This is a genomic window from Bacillus cereus group sp. BceL220 (genome assembly GCF_051776965.1).
GTDB classification, from domain to species: domain Bacteria; phylum Bacillota; class Bacilli; order Bacillales; family Bacillaceae_G; genus Bacillus_A; species Bacillus_A cereus.
Genome location: NZ_JBPWBC010000004.1, coordinates 106,752 through 127,168, shown reverse-complemented (window position 1 = coordinate 127,168; position 20,417 = coordinate 106,752). Strand labels below are relative to the sequence as shown.

Here is a 20,417-nt window from a genome sequence, read left to right as displayed (position 1 = left end):
GTATAATATGCTTTTTCAAAAAGAAGGTTTATTGATTAGATACGTAATGGAAAATGATGCAGCTATCATTTCTAAATGGTTAACGGACCCAGCAGTCCTGCGGTATTACGAAGGACGAGATAATCCGCAATCTGTAGCAAAGGTGCTTGATCATTTTATGCATAGTCCAAACAGTAATGAAAATAGATGTTTAATAGAATTTGATACCGTTCCGATTGGTTACATACAAATGTACCCAGTTGATTCAGAGTGGAAAGCGATATATGGCTATAAAGAATCACAAAATGTATGGGGAATGGATCAATTTACCGGTGAACCAGCCTATTGGGGAAAAGGAATTGGACAAAAACTCGTTCAGGCAGCAATTACATACATTATGGGTGAAATGGGAGCAGAAGCAATCGCAATGGATCCGAAAGTAAATAATGAACGAGCGATAAAGTGTTATGAAAAATGCGGATTTAAAAAAGTAAAGATTTTAAAGGAACATGAGCTGCATGAGGGGGAACTAGAAGATTGTTGGATGATGGAATACAAACAATTATAATGAATATGCAATGGCTTATATAAACGAAGGGAGCTGTGCGAAATGAAAAAAGCATTAATCGTAATTGATGTGCAAGCCGGTATGTATACAGCTGGAATGCCAGTACATAATGGGGAAAAGTTTTTACAAACATTGCAAGAGCTTATTGGGGAATGTCGTTCAAATGATATTCCAGTTATTTATGTCCAACATAATGGTCCTAAAGACCATCCGTTAGAAAAAGGTACGGATGGATGGCGAATCCATCCGACCATCGCTCCGCAAGAAGGGGATGATATTGTTGAAAAGACGACGCCAGATTCATTCCATAAGACAAACTTAAGCGAAGTGTTACAAGAGAAAGGAATTGAACACGTTATTCTTTCGGGAATGCAAACAGAGTATTGTGTAGATACGACAACGCGCAGAGCATGTAGTGAAGGATATAAAGTAACGTTAGTGAGTGATGCGCATAGTACATTTAATACAGAAGTGTTACGTGCTGAAGATATTGTGAAACATCATAACACAGTATTGGGAGCGTTTGCGGATGTTGTTGCATTAAAAGACTTGAAAGTGGCTGCCTCTAAATAAGAGGCAGTTTTTTTTATTAGAAAAATAGCGTCAAATATTGTCGGTAAGTCGATATTTTGAAATAATCGTTTATATAATTTCACGTACCATAATGAAAAAATACAAAAAAGGAGCACCACATAATTAAAAAGGGCGCTCCTGCATTAAAATGTTACTTCTTCTTGTCTTTATCCAATATATTTTGTTCTTCAGCAAACTCCGTACCATATGCAAAGCGGCGATTAATACGAATGTTATCATTGTTGTGCCTTGTATGAGAGTTAGAGAAGCGATGAACGATTACTTCAGATAAAGTGAAGACGATGGCAGAAAGGATACTGCCCCATGCAATTTGCATATAGTTGTCTAATAAAATATTACCGAAAATCCATACGCTTAAATATGTTAATAAGAAATCCGACATAATGGCACCAGTATTGCCAATTCGATTTAAAATAATTTTATCAACGAACATGTAGGATACGATTGTAACAAAGAGACTGAATGAAATAATTTGAACAAACGTTGCAGGGAAAAATAAAGCAAGCCCAATGCTAAATGCGATAATGCATGATATAAACTTGATAAGCACTACTGTGAAATCATTCAAAATTTACACCTCCGATTTATACATAGTTTTTCAATAAATTCTGTAGTTCATACATTGTAACGGATTTATTTACATAAAACTTTTTCATGTTCGGAATTTAGTCTAAATATTATAAAAATAACGAAAAAATGTTATAGTAAAATGAGAGTGTATGACATTTTTAGGTAAGGGGGAATCCAGGATGTGGATTACTTCAGAAGTAGAAATTCCAGATGAGTTAATTGATCACATTGAGCAAGGAAAGTTAGTGTTATTTGTTGGAGCGGGAGTTTCTATGAAAGGGAAATCAAACTTACCAAATTTTGATGATTTAGTTGATGAAATTGCAAAAACGTTATATGTCGAAAAGCGTGAAATAACAGAACCACATGATTATTATCTTGGTAAAATTGCGAAAACAAAAGATGTACATCAAGTCGCAAGAGATCTTGTTCATATAGAGAAATCAAAACCGAATCCATTACATTATGCAATTCCAAGGTTATTTCCTTTAGATACAGATATCCGCATTGTAACAACAAATTTTGATCAACATTTTACAACTGCAATTAAAGAAATAAATAGAGATATCAATGTTTATTACGCTCCAGCTTTACCGACTGGGAGAGCTTTTAAAGGTCTTGCTTATATACATGGTAATGTAGAACAGGAGAAAGAGGCTTTAATTTTAACAGACGGTGATTTTGGAAGGGCTTACTTAACGGAAGGTTGGGCGAGAAGATTTTTAGTCGATCTATTCTCAAATTACACCGTTTTATTCGTTGGATATAGTCATAATGACCCAGTAATGAAATATTTAGCAACTGGTTTACCACCAAGTACAAGACGATTTGCTTTTGTCGCACAAGGAGAAAATACGTACCACTGGGAACATTTAGGGATAAGACCGATTGTGTATCCGAATAAAGTGAATAATCATCAATCTCTCGTAAAAGCAGTAAAACGCTGGGCGGAATTAATGGGTGATAATTATATTACGAAAAGAATGCGTATTCGGGATATTGTAACGGTTCCCCCGTCAGTAGAACAGGAACAATTATCATACATAAAGCAATCAATTAAAAAAATTGAAACAGTTCGTTACTTTGTGGAATTTGCTCACGATTATGAATGGGTCGAATGGTTAGAAGCAGAAGGTAAATTACAAAATTTGTTTATGCTTACGCCAAACTATAATGAAGTAGATGAATTACTTGCAGAATGGTTAGTGGAACAATTTCTTTTTAGTCATCAGAAAGAATTATTTCAATTAATTTATAAAAACTATTCTAAAATATCAACGTTATTATGGAAAACAATTTGTAACTACTTAAACGAAACGAAGAGTGAGATGGACCCATTGTTGTTTGCCAGGTGGACACTCCTTTTATTAGAAACTGCTGAAAAAGATAGTAGCTCTATAGAAAAGATTTCTAAGTTATTGCAAAAATGTTCTTTTCCTGAGCATAAAGAAATTGCCTTATTGTTACTAACTTTTATTTTAGACGGAAAGCTGAAGTTGAAACGTGTAAGAAAATGGGGAAATGATACGCAAGAATCAATAGAACTCGAGGAATCGAGTCGCTTACCAGTATCTACATTTTCTCATGTGGAGCAAATTTGGAACGAAAAGATGAGGCCATATATCGCCTATTATGCTGTTCCAATTATGATGATCGGATTAGAAAAATTGAGAATGTTGTCGTTAAGACAAATGGCACTGAAAAAGAGAAATAAGGAAGATGTAGAAAAAGAATTTCATCAAAATGATCTTGCATTTTTAATACAAATTGTAAAAGAGTGTTTAACTTATTTATGTGAAAACAATGAGAAAAAAGCGGATTATTATATTACAGAAATGATAGAAGCGAATAGTGTACTTCAAAAGCGAATTGCAATTGATGCGATGAATAAAAATATTTTTGTTCGTGTAGATGACAAAATGAAATGGTTGTTACAGGAAGGACTTCTTTTAGATTTCACTTATAAACACGAAGTTTTCCAACTTTTAAAAAGTCATTATGCACATTGTTTAGAAAAAACAAAAGAAGAAGTCACTCGAACTGTAATAAAGCATCTTACAGAAGAGAGGGTATTTGATGCATGTCTCGTATTAGACTTATTATTCAAGTGTGATTCAAATAGTCCATCTACGGCAAATGGGTATGAGTTAATGAAGCAAAAGCATCCTCATTTTCATTCTGAACGATACAGTGTACAAAAGAAAGAGGATACAGCGCAAAGCATTACTTGTAATGTAACAGCTGACGGATTATTGCAGCTGAAAGATGTTGAAATTATGAAGCAAGTTCGGCAATTTTCGCAAGATGGTGTTTTTGAACAACGCCATTTTTTAGAGATGTTATCAAAAGCATGTAAATTGAATACAGAGTGGAGTATTTCATTCGCATATCAATTAGTAGGAGTGCAAGAAATAAGTAATGAAGTATGGTTTGTTTGTATTAGAGAATGGCGAAATAACAGAGGATTGACAAATGATCAAATCCAAAAAATTATTCCGTTATTGCAGAAATTTGTTAGAAATACTGCTTTTCATTGGTTAATTAGTAGTTTTCTATATGAAATTAGTAATCGACTAGAAGAGTTAGAAGAGAATAGTATACGTGTTGTAAAACGCTTTGCTTTTTCAGTGTTTCCTCAAGTTATGAAAAGTGATACGGATTTTAAGCTTGGAAAACAAGATTTTTACAATGAATCAATTCAGCATCCTGTTGGAAAAATGACGGCTGTATTATTAAAGTTGTTATCATATGATCATTTATACGATCGTAATGTATATGAATATTTATTTTTATTTGAAGAACAAGTAAGAGTTAATTCAGTACGAACAAACTTTATGTTTGCTCGTTTAATAGCAGATATTACATTTCTATATCATATTGAAAAGCAATGGTGCCGAAAATATTTGTTACCATACTTAGATTTAAAAAAACAAAATGAAATTACGGAATATGCATGGGCTGGTTTATGTTACACGCAAATAAATTTACCTTTATTTACAGAAATGAAGCGTTTTATTAAGTATGCGATAGAACATTTGGAAGTATTACATCCGCATACGAGGGAAGCTTTCTTGAAGTGGCTTAGCTTTGTATTTATTAAATGTGTACTATATTGGGAGCAAAAAACAGATTGGTTATACCCTTTACTCATACTAGAAAATGAAGAAAATAAAATTAAATTTATGCAGTTTTTATGCTATTACGTCAAAACATTAAGTGTAAAAGAACAACAAAAATTTTGGACAGCTTGGCTCAGTGTATTTTTGCGAGAACGACCAAAAATGGGTGAGATAACAGCGAGAGAATATGTAATGCTTTTACGTATTATTTTATACATGGATGAAATATTAGAAAAAGGATTATGTATTATGTCTCGTGCATTTTCAAGTGTAAATGGTAAATGTACAGGTGAGGAAATGAAGCAGTTATTGATTGAAATGCTTCATAAAAAAGAAAGTATGAAAGCGCATAAAGAAATGTTTGCAAATGTGTTTTTTATTTTACTACAAACATGTCAAGAAGCCGTTTTATTTGAAAAAGAAATCATACAAATAAAAGAATTATTAGTTCAGTATGAAGTAGAGGAATATGTTTTACATTTACTAGAAAATGAAATAATTCGCATAGGAATTGTAATGGGTGATTTACAAGAAGAATTATAGGACGAAAGTGGAATTTAAAAAAATATATAAAAAGTTGTTGACAGTGTTTTGAAAAGCGTTCTATAATACGAATCATACTTATTCAATTTCAAAAACATTTGAATAAACAAAGTGCAATGAAGAGATCACAGTAGTGGTTAGTCTTACTGTAACAGAGAGCTGGTGGTTGGTGTGAACCAGTACAGGGATAATCATGAATTACAGTCTTGGAGCATCTTTTTCGTAATAAAGATAGTTTGTCTTTATGAGGAAAAAGCGGTCAATTGATCGTTAACAGTGAAGAGAGGTAGACGGAAAGTTAGTCTACAACTAGGGTGGTACCGCGATAAATATCGTCCCTACTGATTTATTCAGTAGGGACTTTTTGTATTTTAGTGGTCCAACTTGAAAATAAAATAGTCATGCATTGAAAGGAAAAGCAGTAGTTGTTGTTTCCCTGTAACAGAGAGCTGGTGGTTGGTGCGAACCAGTACAAAAACAAGAGCGAATTACAGTCCTGGAGCATCTTTTTCGTAGTAAAGATAGTATTGTCTTTATGAAGGGAAAGACGGTCAGATGATCGTTAACAATGAAGAGAGGTAGACGAAAGAAGTCTACAACTAGGGTGGTACCGCGATAAATATCGTCCCTACTGATTGGATCAGTAGGGCTTTTTTGTACAAAAAAGTGGCTTTTTAACTAGTAGTTCATGTCTTTGTACGAATTATTAGTTTAAAATAAGAAGAGGTATCGATTCCACTATAAATTTGTATAATTAACCAGTTCAGAAAATAGAGAATCTTTTATTCTCTTACTATACTTTTAAAACATTAGAGGAGGATTTCCAAATGGCAAATCATGAATTAGATCAATTACGTAAACAGGTAGATGAAATTAACTTACAACTATTACACCTTTTAAACAAACGTGGTGAAATCGTTCAAAAAATTGGAGAGCAAAAGCAAGTACAAGGTACGAAACGCTTTGATCCAGTACGTGAGCGTGAAGTACTTGATATGATCGCAGAGCATAACGAAGGACCATTCGAAACATCAACAGTTCAACATATTTTCAAAACGATTTTCAAAGCAAGCTTAGAGTTACAAGAAGATGATAACCGTAAAGCGTTACTAGTATCACGTAAAAAGAAACAAGAAAATACAATCGTTGATGTAAAAGGTGAATTGATTGGAAACGGAACACAAACGTTCATAATGGGACCTTGTGCAGTAGAAAGCTTAGAGCAAGTTCGTCAAGTAGGGCAAGCGATGAAAGACCAAGGCTTAAAATTAATGCGCGGTGGTGCATTCAAACCGAGAACATCTCCATACGATTTCCAAGGTTTAGGAGTAGAAGGACTACAAATTTTACGCCAAGTAGCAGACGAGTTCGACTTAGCAATTATTAGTGAAATTTTAAATCCGAACGATGTTGAAATGGCATTAGACTACGTTGATGTAATTCAAGTTGGCGCACGTAACATGCAAAACTTCGATTTATTACGAGCTGTAGGTAAAGTTAACAAACCAGTATTATTAAAACGTGGATTAGCAGCAACAATTGATGAGTTCATTAACGCAGCGGAATACATCATTGCGCAAGGTAACGATCAAATTATTCTTTGTGAGCGTGGTATCCGCACATACGAAAGAGCAACACGTAACACATTAGACATTTCTGCAGTACCAATTTTAAAGAAAGAAACACATTTACCAGTTATCGTTGATGTAACACATTCAACTGGACGCAGAGATTTATTATTACCAACAGCGAAAGCAGCACTTGCAATTGGCGCAGATGCAGTAATGGCTGAAGTTCATCCAGATCCAGCAGTTGCATTGTCAGATTCTGCACAACAAATGGACATTCCAGAATTCCATAGATTCATGGATGAGTTAAAAGGTTTCAAAAATAAATTATCTTAATTCCATATCATATATGCGTTGAAGAGGAAACAGTAGTGCTTATCTCACTGTTAAAGAGAGCTGATGGCTGGTGTGAATCAGTACAAAGGTAAGCATGAATTACAGCCTTGGAGCATCTTTCTCACAACTTATGGAGGGGAAGACGGTCAAACGATCGTTAAAGAAGAAGAGAGGTAGACGACAGTTGTCTACAACTAGGGTGGTACCGCGATAAACATCGTCCCTACTGAGCGCTCAGTAGGGACTTTTTTGTACAAAAAAATAGTAAAGGGGCAAGAGAAATGAGATACATTACAGCTGGAGAATCACATGGACCGCAGTTAACAGTTATTTTAGAAGGTGTACCAGCAGGTTTGACACTTACGGCGGAACATATTAATAAAGAATTATTAAGAAGACAAAAAGGTCATGGACGCGGAAGACGCATGCAAATTGAAACAGATACAGTTGAAATTGTAAGTGGTGTTCGTCACGGGATGACACTTGGATCACCGATTACGTTAATCGTAAAAAATGATGATTTTAAACATTGGACGAAAGTAATGGGTGCTGAGCCAATTTCTGAAAAAGAAAGTAAAGACATGAAACGTACAATTACAAAACCACGTCCAGGACATGCGGATTTAAATGGAGCAATTAAATATGGTCATCGTGATATAAGAAACGTATTAGAGCGCTCATCTGCAAGAGAAACGACAGTTCGTGTAGCTGCTGGTGCAGTTGCAAAACAAATTTTAAGCGAATTAGGCGTAAAAATTGCAGGACATGTTCTTGAAATTGGTGGAGTAAAAGCAAAACATATTTCAAACTTACCGATTGAAGAAATTCAAACGATAACTGAAAACTCACCAGTTCGATGTTTAGATAAAGAAGTAGAGCAAGAAATGATGGATGCGATTGACAACGCAAAAAGTAGCGGAGATTCAATCGGTGGTATTGTGGAAGTTATTGCAGTAGGTATGCCAATTGGCGTTGGTAGTTACGTTCATTACGATCGTAAATTAGATGCAAAACTTGCTGGTGCAATTATGAGTATAAATGCATTTAAAGGTGCTGAAATTGGCGTAGGTTTTGAAGCGGCAAGACAACCAGGAAGTAAAGTGCATGATGAAATTCTGTGGGATGAAGAAAAAGGATACACGAGAAAAACGAATAATGCCGGCGGTTTAGAAGGCGGTATGACAACAGGTATGCCAATTGTCGTAAGAGGCGTTATGAAGCCAATTCCTACATTATACAAACCGTTAGCAAGCGTTGATATTGATACGAAGGAAGCATTCCAAGCGAGTATTGAAAGATCTGATAGTTGCGCAGTACCAGCAGCGGGTGTAGTAGCTGAATCTGTTGTGGCATGGGAACTTGCAGATGCACTAGTCGAACAATTCGGAAAAGATCGTATGGAATTATTAAAACAAAACATTATGCAACACAATAACTACGCAAAAGAATTTTAATAAAAAGGTGGGTTTAACGTGCAAGTAAAAGATCAACTATCATCATTACAACCATATAAACCAGGTAAATCACCAGAACAAATGAAAGAAGTGTACGGAGATCATTCGTTTGTGAAATTAGCATCGAATGAAAATCCATTCGGTTGTTCACCGAGAGTTTTAGAAGAGTTGCAAAAATCTTGGTTGGAACATGCTTTATATCCTGACGGAGGTGCTACGACGCTCCGTCAAACAATTGCAAATAAGTTACATGTACAATTAGAACAAGTACTTTGTGGTAGTGGTTTAGATGAAGTCATTCAAATGATAAGCCGTGCAGTACTTAAAGCAGGAGATAATATCGTAACGGCTGGTGCAACATTCCCGCAGTACCGTCATCATGCAATTATTGAAGGCTGTGAAGTGATAGAAATTCCTTTAAATAACGGTGTATACGATTTAGACGAAATTTCGTCAGCGGTAAATAATAATACGAAAATCGTATGGATTTGTAATCCGAACAACCCGACGGGCACATATGTGAATGAGCAAAAATTAACTCAATTTATTGAAGGCATTAGTGAAAATACGTTAATTGTCATTGATGAAGCGTACTATGAATACGTAACAGCAAAAGATTTTCCTGAGACATTACCGCTTTTAGAAAAACATAAAAACATTCTTGTACTTAGAACGTTTTCTAAAGCATACGGATTAGCTTCTTTCCGCGTTGGATATGCGATCGGACAGGAAGAGCTAATTGAGAAATTAAATGTCGTACGTTTACCATTTAACGTATCTTCATTAGCGCAAAAAGCAGCTACGATTGCTTTTGGTGATGACGAGTTTATTGAAGAAATAGTTCGCGTGAATACAGAAGGATTACAGCAATACGAGAGTTTCTGTAAGGAAAATGAAATACCATTTTATTCGTCACAAACTAATTTCATCTTCTTACCGGTAGATAACGCCGGAGAGATTTATGAAGCTTGTGCACATGCAGGGTTTATTATTCGTCCATTCCCAAATGGTGTCCGTATTACAGTTGGAACAAGGGAGCAAAATGAAGGAGTGATTTCAGTGTTAAAACAACACTTTGAAAATAAAAAAAGTAAGTCTCGAGATGAGGCAAATGCGTAAAAAGGTAGTATTAATTGGAACAGGTTTAATAGGAGGCTCTCTCGCCTTAGCAATTAAGAAAGAGCACGATGTAACGATAACAGGGTACGATATATTTCAAGAGCAAGTAGGGCGTGCAAAAGAATTACACGTAGTAGATGAAGTAGCAGTTGATTTACAGCGTGCATGTGAAGAGGCACATTTAATTGTTTTTGCTTCTCCAGTTGAAGAAACGAAGAAGCTATTACACAAACTTGCGTCATTCCGTTTACGAGAAGATGTTATAGTGACTGATGTTGGTAGTACAAAAGGGTCTATTATGAACGAAGCGGAAGCTTTATTTTCAAAGGAAGTTTCTTTCATTGGGGGACATCCGATGGCGGGTTCTCATAAAACGGGAGTTGAAAGCGCAAAGGCGCATTTATTTGAAAATGCATTTTACATTTTAACACCGATGAATCATGTACCAAATGAACAAGTAGAAGACCTTAAAGTATGGTTAAAAGGAACAGGATCACATTTTCTTGTTTTAAATACAGAAGAACATGATTATGTAACAGGGATTGTTAGTCATTTCCCGCATCTTATCGCAGCAGGTTTAGTAAAGCAAGTTGAGAAACATGCAGGAGATAATCCGCTCATTCATCAACTCGCTGCTGGAGGTTTCAAAGACATTACACGTATCGCATCTAGTAGTCCGAAAATGTGGAGTGATATTGTAAAGCAAAATCGAGAGCATTTAATGGTATTATTAAAAGAGTGGATCTCTGAAATGGAAGGTTTATATAAGACAGTTTCTACCGGAGATGCAGGCGAGATTCAAAACTATTTTGCAGATGCGAAAGAATACCGTGATTCTTTACCAGTAAGAAAGAGTGGTGCAATTCCTGCCTATCACGACTTATACGTTGATGTATTAGATAAGGTGGGGGCATTGGCTCATATTACGAGTATTTTAGCGCGCGAGGAAATTAGTATTACGAACTTGCAAATATTAGAAGCGCGTGAAGGACTGCTTGGGGTATTACGTATTAGTTTCCAAAGGGAAGAAGATCGTATGAAAGCAAAGCTAGCGCTTGGAGAAGAAGAATACCAAACTTATGAAACAATTTAAATGAGAAGGTGAAAAACGTGAAAGAAAGAACAATACAACCTGTTAATAACGGATTGAATGGCAATATTACAATCCCAGGTGATAAATCCATTTCACACCGTGCTGTTATGTTCGGTTCGATTGCAGAAGGGAAAACAACAATTAAAGGTTTCTTGCCCGGTGCAGACTGTTTAAGTACTATTTCATGTTTTAAAGAAATGGGAGTAGAAATTACGCAAAACGGTGATGAAGTTATTGTAGTTGGTAAAGGATTAGAAGGTTTACAAGAACCGAAAGCTGTATTAGATGTTGGTAATTCTGGTACAACAATTCGATTAATGTCAGGTATATTAGCTAACACACCATTTTTCTCTTGCGTACAAGGTGATGAGTCTATCGCAAAAAGACCGATGAAGCGTGTAACAAACCCATTAAAACAAATGGGTGCAAACATTGACGGCAGAGAAGAAGGAACATTTACACCGCTAACAATACGTGGCGGAGATTTAAAAGCAATTGAATATATTTCTCCTGTTGCAAGTGCACAAGTAAAGTCAGCTATTTTACTTGCAGGTCTTCGTGCAGAAGGTGTAACAGCTGTTACAGAACCACATATTTCACGCGACCATACGGAAAGAATGCTTGAAGCATTTGGTGTTAAAGTAACTCGCGAAGGGAAAACAGTGAAGCTGTCAGGTGGACAAAAATTAACAGCAACAGACATTCAAGTGCCAGGTGACGTATCATCAGCAGCATTTTTCTTAGTAGCAGGTGCAATCATCCCAAATAGTAAACTAGTATTACAAAATGTAGGAATGAATCCAACTCGTACAGGTATTATTGATGTTTTAGAGAAAATGGGTGCTACGTTCACTGTAGATCTAATTAACGAAGGGGCATCAGAACCAGCTGCAAATATTACAATTGAAACATCTTCATTAAAAGGAATTGAAATTGGCGGAGATATTATCCCTAGATTAATCGATGAGATTCCTGTAATCGCATTAGCGGCAACGCAAGCGGAAGGAATTACAGTAATTAAAGATGCACACGAATTAAAAGTAAAAGAAACAAATCGTATTGATACAGTCGTTGCTGAGTTAACGAAACTAGGAGCTCGCATAGAAGCAACTGATGACGGCATGATCATTTACGGAAAATCAGCTCTAAAAGGCAATACAGTAAATAGTTATGGTGATCATCGCATCGGAATGATGCTTGCGATTGCTGGCTGCCTGGCAGAAGGAAAAACAATTATTGAAGATGCAGAAGCAGTAGGTGTATCATATCCTACATTCTTTGATGAACTTCAAAAGTTAGCAAAATAAGGTGATGAGAAGCAGATACATTATGTATCTGCTTTTTTATGTTAGGTTGTTGTAAAATCGATATTTTTTGTTGAAACGTCTGTGTAATTTCACTTACCGAACTACAATAGTAAGAATTATTATACAATTCAATCAGGGAATGGAGGAGAATTATATGAATGTCATACAATTAAAAGAAGACAAATTTAGAGAAGCATTGCGTTTATCAGAATACGCTTTTCAATATAAAGTAAATGAGGAACGATTGCAGCAGCAAATCACTCGAATGAAAGAAAGTCATGAAATATACGGCATTATGGAAGGGGAAGACTTAGCAGCAAAACTACATCTTATTCCATTTCATATATACATAGGAAAAGAAACATTTAAAATGGGCGGCGTTGCAGGGGTAGCGACGTATCCTGAGTATAGAAGAAGTGGGTATGTAAAAGAGCTACTTCAGCATTCTCTTCAAACGATGAAAAAAGATGGATATACAGTATCGATGTTACATCCATTTTCTGTTTCATTTTACCGTAAATACGGCTGGGAACTTTGTGCGAATCTTCTCGTATGTCATATGACTAAGAGCGATTTAGTTATGAAAAAACAAGTAAATGGCACCGTGAAACGTTTCAATAAAGAAAATCATCCAGAAGAAGTCGAGAAGCTATATGAAATTTTTGCAGAACGTTTTTCAGGTATGTTAGTTCGAGAGAAGAACTGGTGGTTACAAGTGGTTTATGATGATTTAGCATTAGCGATTTACTATGATGAAAATAAAACGGCAGCTGGTTACATGTTATATAAAATAGAAAACTATAAAATGACAGTAGAAGAATTTGTACCACTGCATAATGAAGCACGAAATGGTCTGTGGAACTTTATTTGCCAGCATGATTCTATGATTAAAGAACTTGAAATGACAGTAAGTGAAAACGAACCGTTGTTATATACATTGCAAGAGCCACGCGTGAAGACAGAAGTGAAACCATATTTTATGGGCAGAATTGTAGATGTAGAGCAGTTCTTAAAACAATATGAGTTGAATTGGAACAATGTACAGCAAGAAGTGATCCTACACATTACAGACGCATTTGCTCCGTGGAATAACGTAACAGTGAGACTTGCAAATCATGAAATAACAATTGTAGAAGAAACAACGGAAAAAGGAATCAAACTGGATATAAATGCACTATCGACAATAATGTTTGGATACAAACGTCCATTAGAACTAAACGAACTTGAATTAATTAGCGGAAGCGAAGAGGCAATGTGGTCATTTGAGAATTTAGTACCAGTGCGTAAGCCGTTTATTTATGATTTCTTTTAATTAATACACTGTGCAATGTGTCATTAAAAAAGTACTATAATGAAAAACAGTTATTATAGTACTTTTCAATTAATAGAATGAAAGCATTATTTTAGGAGGGGAAATAGAATGATTAGGCAAGCTGTAGGCGCAATCATATTCCAAAATAGTGAATTTTTATTGGTACATAAGGTAAAAATAAGCGATATAGAAGGAGAATACAATTTGTCAAAGGGGGAGTGGGATTTTCCTAAAGGCGGATTAAAACATACAGATAATGACTTAGAAAGTGCTATATTGAGAGAGCTTGAAGAAGAAACCGGTTCAAAAAAGTTTATAGTTATGAAACAAATGGAAGATAAAATTTGCTTTGAGTTTCCTGAAGAATTAAAAGTGAAAACTGGATTTGAAAAACAAGAAACAACTATGTTTTATGTAGAATATATAGGTGATAGAACAGATTTGAATCCAAAAGATAATGAAATAAGTCAAGTTCAATTTTTTAAGACACAAGATATATTGAGCATTTTAAGTCACGATGATACAAAGAATTTTTTTGAAGTGTTAATTCAAAAAATGCATTGAAATCTAAGTGAGTGTGTTATTTGAAAATGCTACATTTGCGTAGTCACACACTTGACTTTTAATCCATCTAATTTATAATTAAAAAAGGAATGAATTTTCATTCCTTAAAATTGAGGTGAGAAAAATGGCTAAAAATAAACAAGAAGACATTTTTGAAGCAGCTATACAACTATTCGCAGAGCGTGGTTACGATGGTACGACAATTCCGATGATCGCTGAAAAAGCAAATGTCGGCGCTGGTACGATTTATCGCTATTTTGAAAATAAAGAGGCACTCGTTAACTCATTATTTTCAAAAAGTATGTTGCAACTATCTGAAATGATAAAAACAGATTTTCCTGTTGAAGCAAATATTCGTGAACAGTTTAGTCATACATACAACCGTTTATTTGAATTTGCGAGAAACAATGTGGATGCTTTTCTTTTTACAAATTCTCACTGTGATAGTTATTTTCTTGATGAACAGAGTAAGAAAATATTTGACGATTTTATAGGCTTCTTTATGAATATTATAGAAGATGGAATCGCAAAAGGGTTTCTCCGTCCATTGCCTCCAGTTGCATTAATTATCATTGTATACCAACCGCTAGAAAAATTAACTAAAGTAATGGCGACAGGGCAATTAGAATACTCAAAAGAATTAGTAAAAGAATTGGAAGAAAGCTCTTGGAATGCTATTAGAATCATTTGATTCTATAGCTTTATAAGGAAAGGAATGAACATTCATTCCGAAATGGATTTTTAAAATGAAATAGGGGATGATATATTTGTAGTACTAAGAGAATGAATATTCATTCCGTGAAAGGTAATTTAAAAGGGTTTTAAAAATAATTTAATAGAGTGATAGGAATGAACGTTCATTCCGAAATGATAGTTTTAAAAGGATAGAAATGAATGTTCATTCCTAGCTTAACATGACAAGCTAAAAATGGGAGATGATTCAAATGAGCAACCTAAAAAGTTGGAGAAGTTTATCTTTTCTATTATGGATCGTTATTACTATTACAATGGTCGTAACAATGCCTAATATGGATAAACTAGTGAAGGAAAAAGGGAAAATTACAATTCCTAATACAGAACAAAGCAGTATTGCTGACAAAATGATCAAAGAAATGGATAAAGAAGGGGTTGAAAAATACGAAGTTATCGCCGTATTTAATAGTGGCAATAAGGCAGCTTTAACAGATGAACAAAAGAAGGAAATAACAAAAACGATCAACGCCCTGCAAAATGAAAAAGAGCAATTAGGAATTAAGGAAGTTGTTTCACATTTAGATAATAAAGACTTGGAGAAACAATTAGTTTCTAAAGATAATACGACTATTTTAACGCAAATATCGATAGATAAAAAACATGGTGAAATATCAAGGGTTTCAAATAATCTGCATGAAAAAGTGCAAACGAAAGAGGTAAAAACGTATTTAACAGGAAGTGACTTAATAGCGGGTGATTTTCTTAAATCCTCTCAAGAGGGAGTGAAAAAGACAGAAGTTATTTCAATCATTTTCATTCTTGTAGTATTAATCCTCGTATTCCGTTCACCAGTTGTTCCAATTGTTTCTCTTCTTACAGTTGGTATATCGTATTTAGTTTCAATGGGGATTATTGCTCAGCTTGTAGATCAATTTAATTTTCCATTTTCAAACTTTACACAAGTGTTTGTAGTCGTCGTCCTGTTTGGGGTAGGAACAGATTATAATATTTTATTATATACGAGGTTTAAAGAAGAATTAAGTAAACAAGAAAATGCATTTTTAGCTACGAAAGAAACATTTAAATCAGCAGGTAAAACTGTATTATATAGCGGAATTGCGGTGCTAATTGGTTTTGCATCACTTGCGTTAGCAAGTTTTAAATTATATCAATCTACTTCAGCGGTAGCAATTGGTGTTTTAGTATTACTACTCGTATTAACGACTTTAAATCCATTCTTCATGGTGCTTTTAGGAAAAGGAATGTTTTATCCAGTTAAAACATTTAAAGGTCATGAGGATAGTCGCTTATGGGGATTCTTTGCGAAAAACTCAGTAGCAAGGCCATTTGTCGCTTTAATCATTGTATTCGTAATATCGATTCCTTTCGTATTAAAATACTCTAATACACTAAATTACAATGATTTATTTGAAGTGGATAATAAGTATGAATCAAAGATGGGTATTAACGTAATAGAAGATCATTTTCCGCCTGGTTTCTCTTCACCAAGTACATTAGTCATTCAATCTGATAAAAAGCTGGATGAAGGAACTTCTCTACAAATTTTAGACGAATTAACTGATAAAATTTCGAAAGTTAAAGGTGTGTCAGAAGTATATGCACCAACACGTCCAACTGGTGAGAAGATAAAAGAATTATATTTAAATAAGCAAGCGGGAGAATTGAATACAGGATTAGGAGATGCCGATGGTGGCATAAAGGAAATTAATGATGGATTAACGGATGCGAAAAATAAAATGGGAAGTAATGATTCAAATAGTCTTGCGAATGTTCAAAAATTAATTGATGGAACGAACGAGGCGAAAAACGGGGTATCAGCATTAGGAACAGCTTTACATCAATTATCAAATGGCATAAACGACGGTGCACAAGGAGCACAGCAAACTGAGAGTGGTTTAGCTTCAGTAAACGAAAATATAAATGTTCTATCTAATGCAACGTCGCAGCTGCATGCTGGTTATGCACAGTTAGAAAAAGGTTTAAACTCTTACGATCAATACTTCGGAAGTATTTCTCAAGCGATTGATGGTGCGAAAAAGGGATATGAACAAATTGAAATGTTAATGACCAATTTCGTTCAAACGAAACCAGAATTAGCGAATGATCCAAACATACAACAAACGATAGGAATTGCTAAAGAGGCTCAAAAGAAATTAAGCGTACTTTCAAATGAATTAAATCAATTAGCAACGCAGCACAAAACGGCAATGAGTTCATTTAAAGAAGCGAATCAATCGTTACTGAAAGTAGATAACGGCTTAAAAGAAGTGGGCAATGGAGTTAATAAGTTACAAAAGGGAGCAGCGGATCTTAAAAATGGATTAAATGAGGGTTCTGCAGGTTCAAAACAAATTGCAAATAAATCAGTTGAGTTGCAATCTGGATTAACGAAAATAAACGATGGGCAAGGGCAACTTTTAACGGGCCTTAAAGACCTGCAGGAAAAGATGGGGCAATTACAATCCGGTTTATCTAAAAGTACAGAAGGGCTTGGAAAAGTAAGCAATGGCCTGCATGATGCGCAGGAATATTTAGGGGAGCTCAATGAATCGAAAAGCTCTGAGAAGTTTTATATTCCAAAAGAAGTGTTAGAGGGAGGAGATTTCCAAAAAGCATTGAACACGTACATGTCACAAGATAGAAAGATTGCTAAAATGATCATCATTTTAGATGTAAATCCGTATTCAAAAGAAGCAATGCCGATTATTCAAGAAATCAATAAAACAATCGAGGGCACTGTAAAGGGAACGGAATTAAAGGATGCGAAAACAGCAATTGGCGGAACAACAGCTAGAAACGTTGATTTAAAAGAAGTAACGGGGCAAGATTTCTTACGTACAGCTACGATTATGTTATTTGGAATTGCGATTGTATTAATGGTAATTACACGTTCATTATTAAATACAATATTTATTATTGGCTCATTACTATTAGCGTACTTTGCATCGCTTGGTATAAGCGAACAAATTAGTGCACATGTATTACATGTAGAGTCATTAAGCTGGAATGTTCCATTCTTTAGCTTCATTATGATTGTCGCTTTAGGAGTGGATTATAGTATTTTCGTAATGATGCGCTATAACGAGGTAGAAGGGGATTCGGTAACGAAAATTATAACCGCATCTCGTCATATAGGAGGAGTTGTATTATCAGCGGCGCTAATTTTAGTAGGGACATTTGCAGCATTAATCCCTTCAGGTGTATTAACACTTATACAAGTAGCATCAGTTGTTGGCGTTGCACTATTACTATTAGCTTTAATCGTGATGCCGATATTGTTACCTGCTTTAATGGGGTTAACGAGTAAATTGAAGAGTTATAAAGAAAAGATAATAAATACGAAATAAGTGAAGACTGTAGGGGATGATTTCTCTACAGTTTTTCTATATATAAAATTTTGAATGAAAAATGAATCCAATGTATTACAGAATGAGAAGTGAATGGTTATATGAGAAAGAGGTCAATGATATACATACAATAGCTAGGGGAATGGATAAAAACTATCCGATTTCATTATAGAAAGGTAATCAATCGTTGCTATTCATCCAGCTTCTACTATATAATAGCTATAGTCTACAATAATTGAGTCGTAATATGCGATTTTTTAAGACAATCGGTGAGAAAACGCTGAAATAAGCGGTATTAGTAGGAGGACACAAATGATTACAGTAAGTAACGTTAGTTTGCGTTTCGCGGATCGCAAATTATTTGAAGATGTTAACATAAAATTCACGCCAGGTAACTGCTACGGTTTAATCGGAGCAAACGGTGCTGGTAAATCAACATTTCTAAAGATTTTATCTGGAGAAATTGAACCATCAACAGGTGATATACATATTACGCCAGGTGAGCGTCTAGCAGTATTAAAACAGAACCACTTCGAATATGAAGAGTTCCCAGTATTAGAAACAGTAATTATGGGTCACACGCAACTTTACAAAGTAATGCAAGAGAAAAATGCTATTTACATGAAAGAAGACTTTAGTGATGAAGATGGAATGCGTGCTGCAGAACTTGAAGGTGAGTTCGCTGAGCTTAACGGTTGGGAAGCTGAGTCAGAAGCTGCAATCCTTCTAAAAGGTCTTGGTATTGGTGAAGATCTTCATGACAAAAAATTATCAGAATTGACTGGTGCAGAGAAAGTAAAAGTATTACTTGCTCAAGCATTATTCGGTAAACCTGATATTCTATTACTAGATGAGCCTACCAACCACTTGGACTTAAAAGCGATTCAATGGTTAGAAAACTTCTTAATGAACTTTGAAAATACAGTAATCGTTGTATCCCATGACCGTCACTTCTTAAATAAAGTATGTACGCACATGGCTGATCTTGATTTCGGTAAAATTCAACTTTATGTTGGTAACTATGACTTCTGGTATGAGTCAAGCCAATTAGCTTTAAAATTAACACAAGATGCTAATAAGAAAAAAGAAGAGAAAGTAAAAGAGTTACAAAACTTCATTGCACGCTTTAGCTCAAACGCATCTAAAGCGAAACAAGCAACTTCTCGTAAAAAATTATTAGATAAAATTACATTAGATGATATTAGACCATCATCACGTCGTTACCCATTCGTTGGCTTCACACCTGAGCGTGAAATAGGAAATGACTTATTAACTGTTGAAGGCCTTTCTAAAACAATTGATGGCGAAAAAGTGTTAGATAATGTGTACTTCACTTTAAATAAAGGTGATAAAGTTGCATTTATCGGTCGTAACGATATCGCGATGACAACATTATTTAAAATCCTTATGGGTGAAATGGAGCCAGATAGCGGTTCATTCAAATGGGGTGTTACAACATCTCAATCTTACTTCCCAAGAGATAACTCTAAATACTTTGAGAACAGTGACTATAACTTAGTTGATTGGTTACGCCAATTCTCTCCACAAGATGAGTCAGAAAGCTTCTTACGTGGTTTCTTAGGCCGTATGTTATTCTCAGGTGAAGAAGTTAAGAAGAACGTTTCTGTATTATCTGGAGGCGAAAAAGTTCGTTGTATGTTATCTAAAATGATGTTAAGTGGTGCGAACGTAATCACACTTGACGATCCAACGAACCACTTAGACCTTGAGTCTATCACTGCATTAAACAACGGTTTAATTGCTTTCAAAGGTACAATGTTATTCACATCTCATGACCATCAGTTCGTACAAACAATTGCAAACCGCATTATCGAAGTAACACCAAACGGTGTAATCGATAAAGAGGCAACTTACGATGAGTACTTAGAAAATGAAGAACTTCAAAAACAAGTAGATGCAATGTACAAAGGTCAATAATATATCATGAAAAAACTCGCTCTTTTTAGAGCGAGTTTTTTGTCGAGAAAACATAACACCACTGGTGGGGCAAATGAATAATTATTCAAATATAATATTAGTGAACATGAGGATTTTTCATGTACGGAAGAGATGTAATGACTTTAAGATTTAGTTGAAGCAGGGGAATGTAAGGTGAGCAATATAATTAAATAACATTATTTTGTCATGTGAAATATGTACCAAAATTGGAGATAGAATAGTTTGCGAATGAGTTTATAAAGGTATATAGTATGGGATGTCATAATTAGTG

14 protein-coding genes and 3 other annotated features are annotated in these 20,417 nt (G+C 34.9%); of the genes, 13 read left to right on the top strand and 1 reads right to left on the bottom strand.

What is annotated here, in order from left to right:
* Positions 1-7 precede the first annotated feature (7 nt).
* Together ACS2FK_RS12785 and ACS2FK_RS12780 are read left to right on the top strand one after the other, a co-directional pair.
* Positions 8-547, top strand: coding sequence for a GNAT family N-acetyltransferase (locus ACS2FK_RS12785; RefSeq protein WP_063547672.1), 540 nt, complete (start codon positions 8-10; stop codon positions 545-547).
* A gap of 42 nt (positions 548-589) precedes the next feature.
* Positions 590-1,120 carry a cysteine hydrolase family protein gene (locus ACS2FK_RS12780; RefSeq protein WP_063547670.1) on the top strand — a complete coding sequence of 177 codons (531 nt, stop codon included), beginning with the start codon at positions 590-592 and terminating at the stop codon, positions 1,118-1,120.
* A gap of 151 nt (positions 1,121-1,271) precedes the next feature.
* Here the strand turns inward: ACS2FK_RS12780 and ACS2FK_RS12775 are convergent, their stop codons facing one another.
* Complete coding sequence (locus ACS2FK_RS12775; RefSeq protein ID WP_000997702.1) at positions 1,272-1,709, bottom strand: YndM family protein; 438 nt, start codon at positions 1,707-1,709, stop codon at positions 1,272-1,274.
* 181 nt (positions 1,710-1,890) lie between these two features.
* Here ACS2FK_RS12775 and ACS2FK_RS12770 point away from each other — a divergent pair, with 181 nt between their 5' ends.
* From ACS2FK_RS12770 to ACS2FK_RS12720, 11 genes are all read left to right on the top strand, one after another.
* Positions 1,891-5,373 (top strand): DUF4020 domain-containing protein, encoded by a 3,483-nt coding sequence (locus tag ACS2FK_RS12770; RefSeq protein ID WP_063547668.1) that lies wholly within the window; start codon positions 1,891-1,893, stop codon positions 5,371-5,373.
* Between the two features lie 107 nt (positions 5,374-5,480).
* Positions 5,481-5,716, top strand: a binding site (T-box leader).
* Positions 5,717-5,770: 54 nt separating this feature from the next.
* Positions 5,771-6,006: a binding site (T-box leader), on the top strand.
* A 194-nt stretch (positions 6,007-6,200) separates the two neighbouring features.
* Positions 6,201-7,277: a bifunctional 3-deoxy-7-phosphoheptulonate synthase/chorismate mutase gene (locus ACS2FK_RS12765; protein WP_001273575.1), complete on the top strand. Its 1,077-nt coding sequence runs from the start codon at positions 6,201-6,203 to the stop codon at positions 7,275-7,277.
* A gap of 9 nt (positions 7,278-7,286) precedes the next feature.
* Positions 7,287-7,505 (top strand) — a binding site (T-box leader).
* Between the two features lie 53 nt (positions 7,506-7,558).
* Positions 7,559-8,731 (top strand): chorismate synthase, encoded by a 1,173-nt coding sequence (aroC, locus tag ACS2FK_RS12760; RefSeq protein WP_063547666.1) that lies wholly within the window; start codon positions 7,559-7,561, stop codon positions 8,729-8,731.
* Between the two features lie 18 nt (positions 8,732-8,749).
* Positions 8,750-9,850: a histidinol-phosphate transaminase gene (gene hisC / locus ACS2FK_RS12755; RefSeq protein ID WP_063547664.1), complete on the top strand. Its 1,101-nt coding sequence runs from the start codon at positions 8,750-8,752 to the stop codon at positions 9,848-9,850.
* The gene (gene tyrA / locus ACS2FK_RS12750) at positions 9,843-10,943 is read left to right on the top strand and encodes a prephenate dehydrogenase (protein WP_063547662.1); all 1,101 of its coding nucleotides are present in this window, start codon (positions 9,843-9,845) and stop codon (positions 10,941-10,943) included. The genes hisC and tyrA overlap by 8 nt, the downstream gene beginning before the upstream one ends.
* 17 nt (positions 10,944-10,960) lie before the next feature.
* Positions 10,961-12,250, top strand: coding sequence for a 3-phosphoshikimate 1-carboxyvinyltransferase (gene aroA, locus ACS2FK_RS12745; protein ID WP_000664625.1), 1,290 nt, complete (start codon positions 10,961-10,963; stop codon positions 12,248-12,250).
* 154 nt (positions 12,251-12,404) lie between these two features.
* A complete protein-coding gene (locus tag ACS2FK_RS12740) occupies positions 12,405-13,562 on the top strand; it encodes a GNAT family N-acetyltransferase (protein WP_063547660.1) in 1,158 nt (385 codons plus the stop codon).
* A 108-nt stretch (positions 13,563-13,670) separates the two neighbouring features.
* Positions 13,671-14,126: an NUDIX domain-containing protein gene (locus ACS2FK_RS12735; RefSeq protein ID WP_000620963.1), complete on the top strand. Its 456-nt coding sequence runs from the start codon at positions 13,671-13,673 to the stop codon at positions 14,124-14,126.
* Positions 14,127-14,250: 124 nt separating this feature from the next.
* Positions 14,251-14,817 (top strand): TetR/AcrR family transcriptional regulator, encoded by a 567-nt coding sequence (locus ACS2FK_RS12730; RefSeq protein WP_001107311.1) that lies wholly within the window; start codon positions 14,251-14,253, stop codon positions 14,815-14,817.
* A 253-nt stretch (positions 14,818-15,070) separates the two neighbouring features.
* A complete protein-coding gene (locus tag ACS2FK_RS12725; RefSeq protein ID WP_063547658.1) occupies positions 15,071-18,187 on the top strand; it encodes an MMPL family transporter in 3,117 nt (1,038 codons plus the stop codon).
* A gap of 312 nt (positions 18,188-18,499) precedes the next feature.
* Positions 18,500-20,125 (top strand): ABC-F family ATP-binding cassette domain-containing protein, encoded by a 1,626-nt coding sequence (locus tag ACS2FK_RS12720; protein WP_000633860.1) that lies wholly within the window; start codon positions 18,500-18,502, stop codon positions 20,123-20,125.
* The last annotated feature ends 292 nt before the right edge of the window (positions 20,126-20,417 follow it).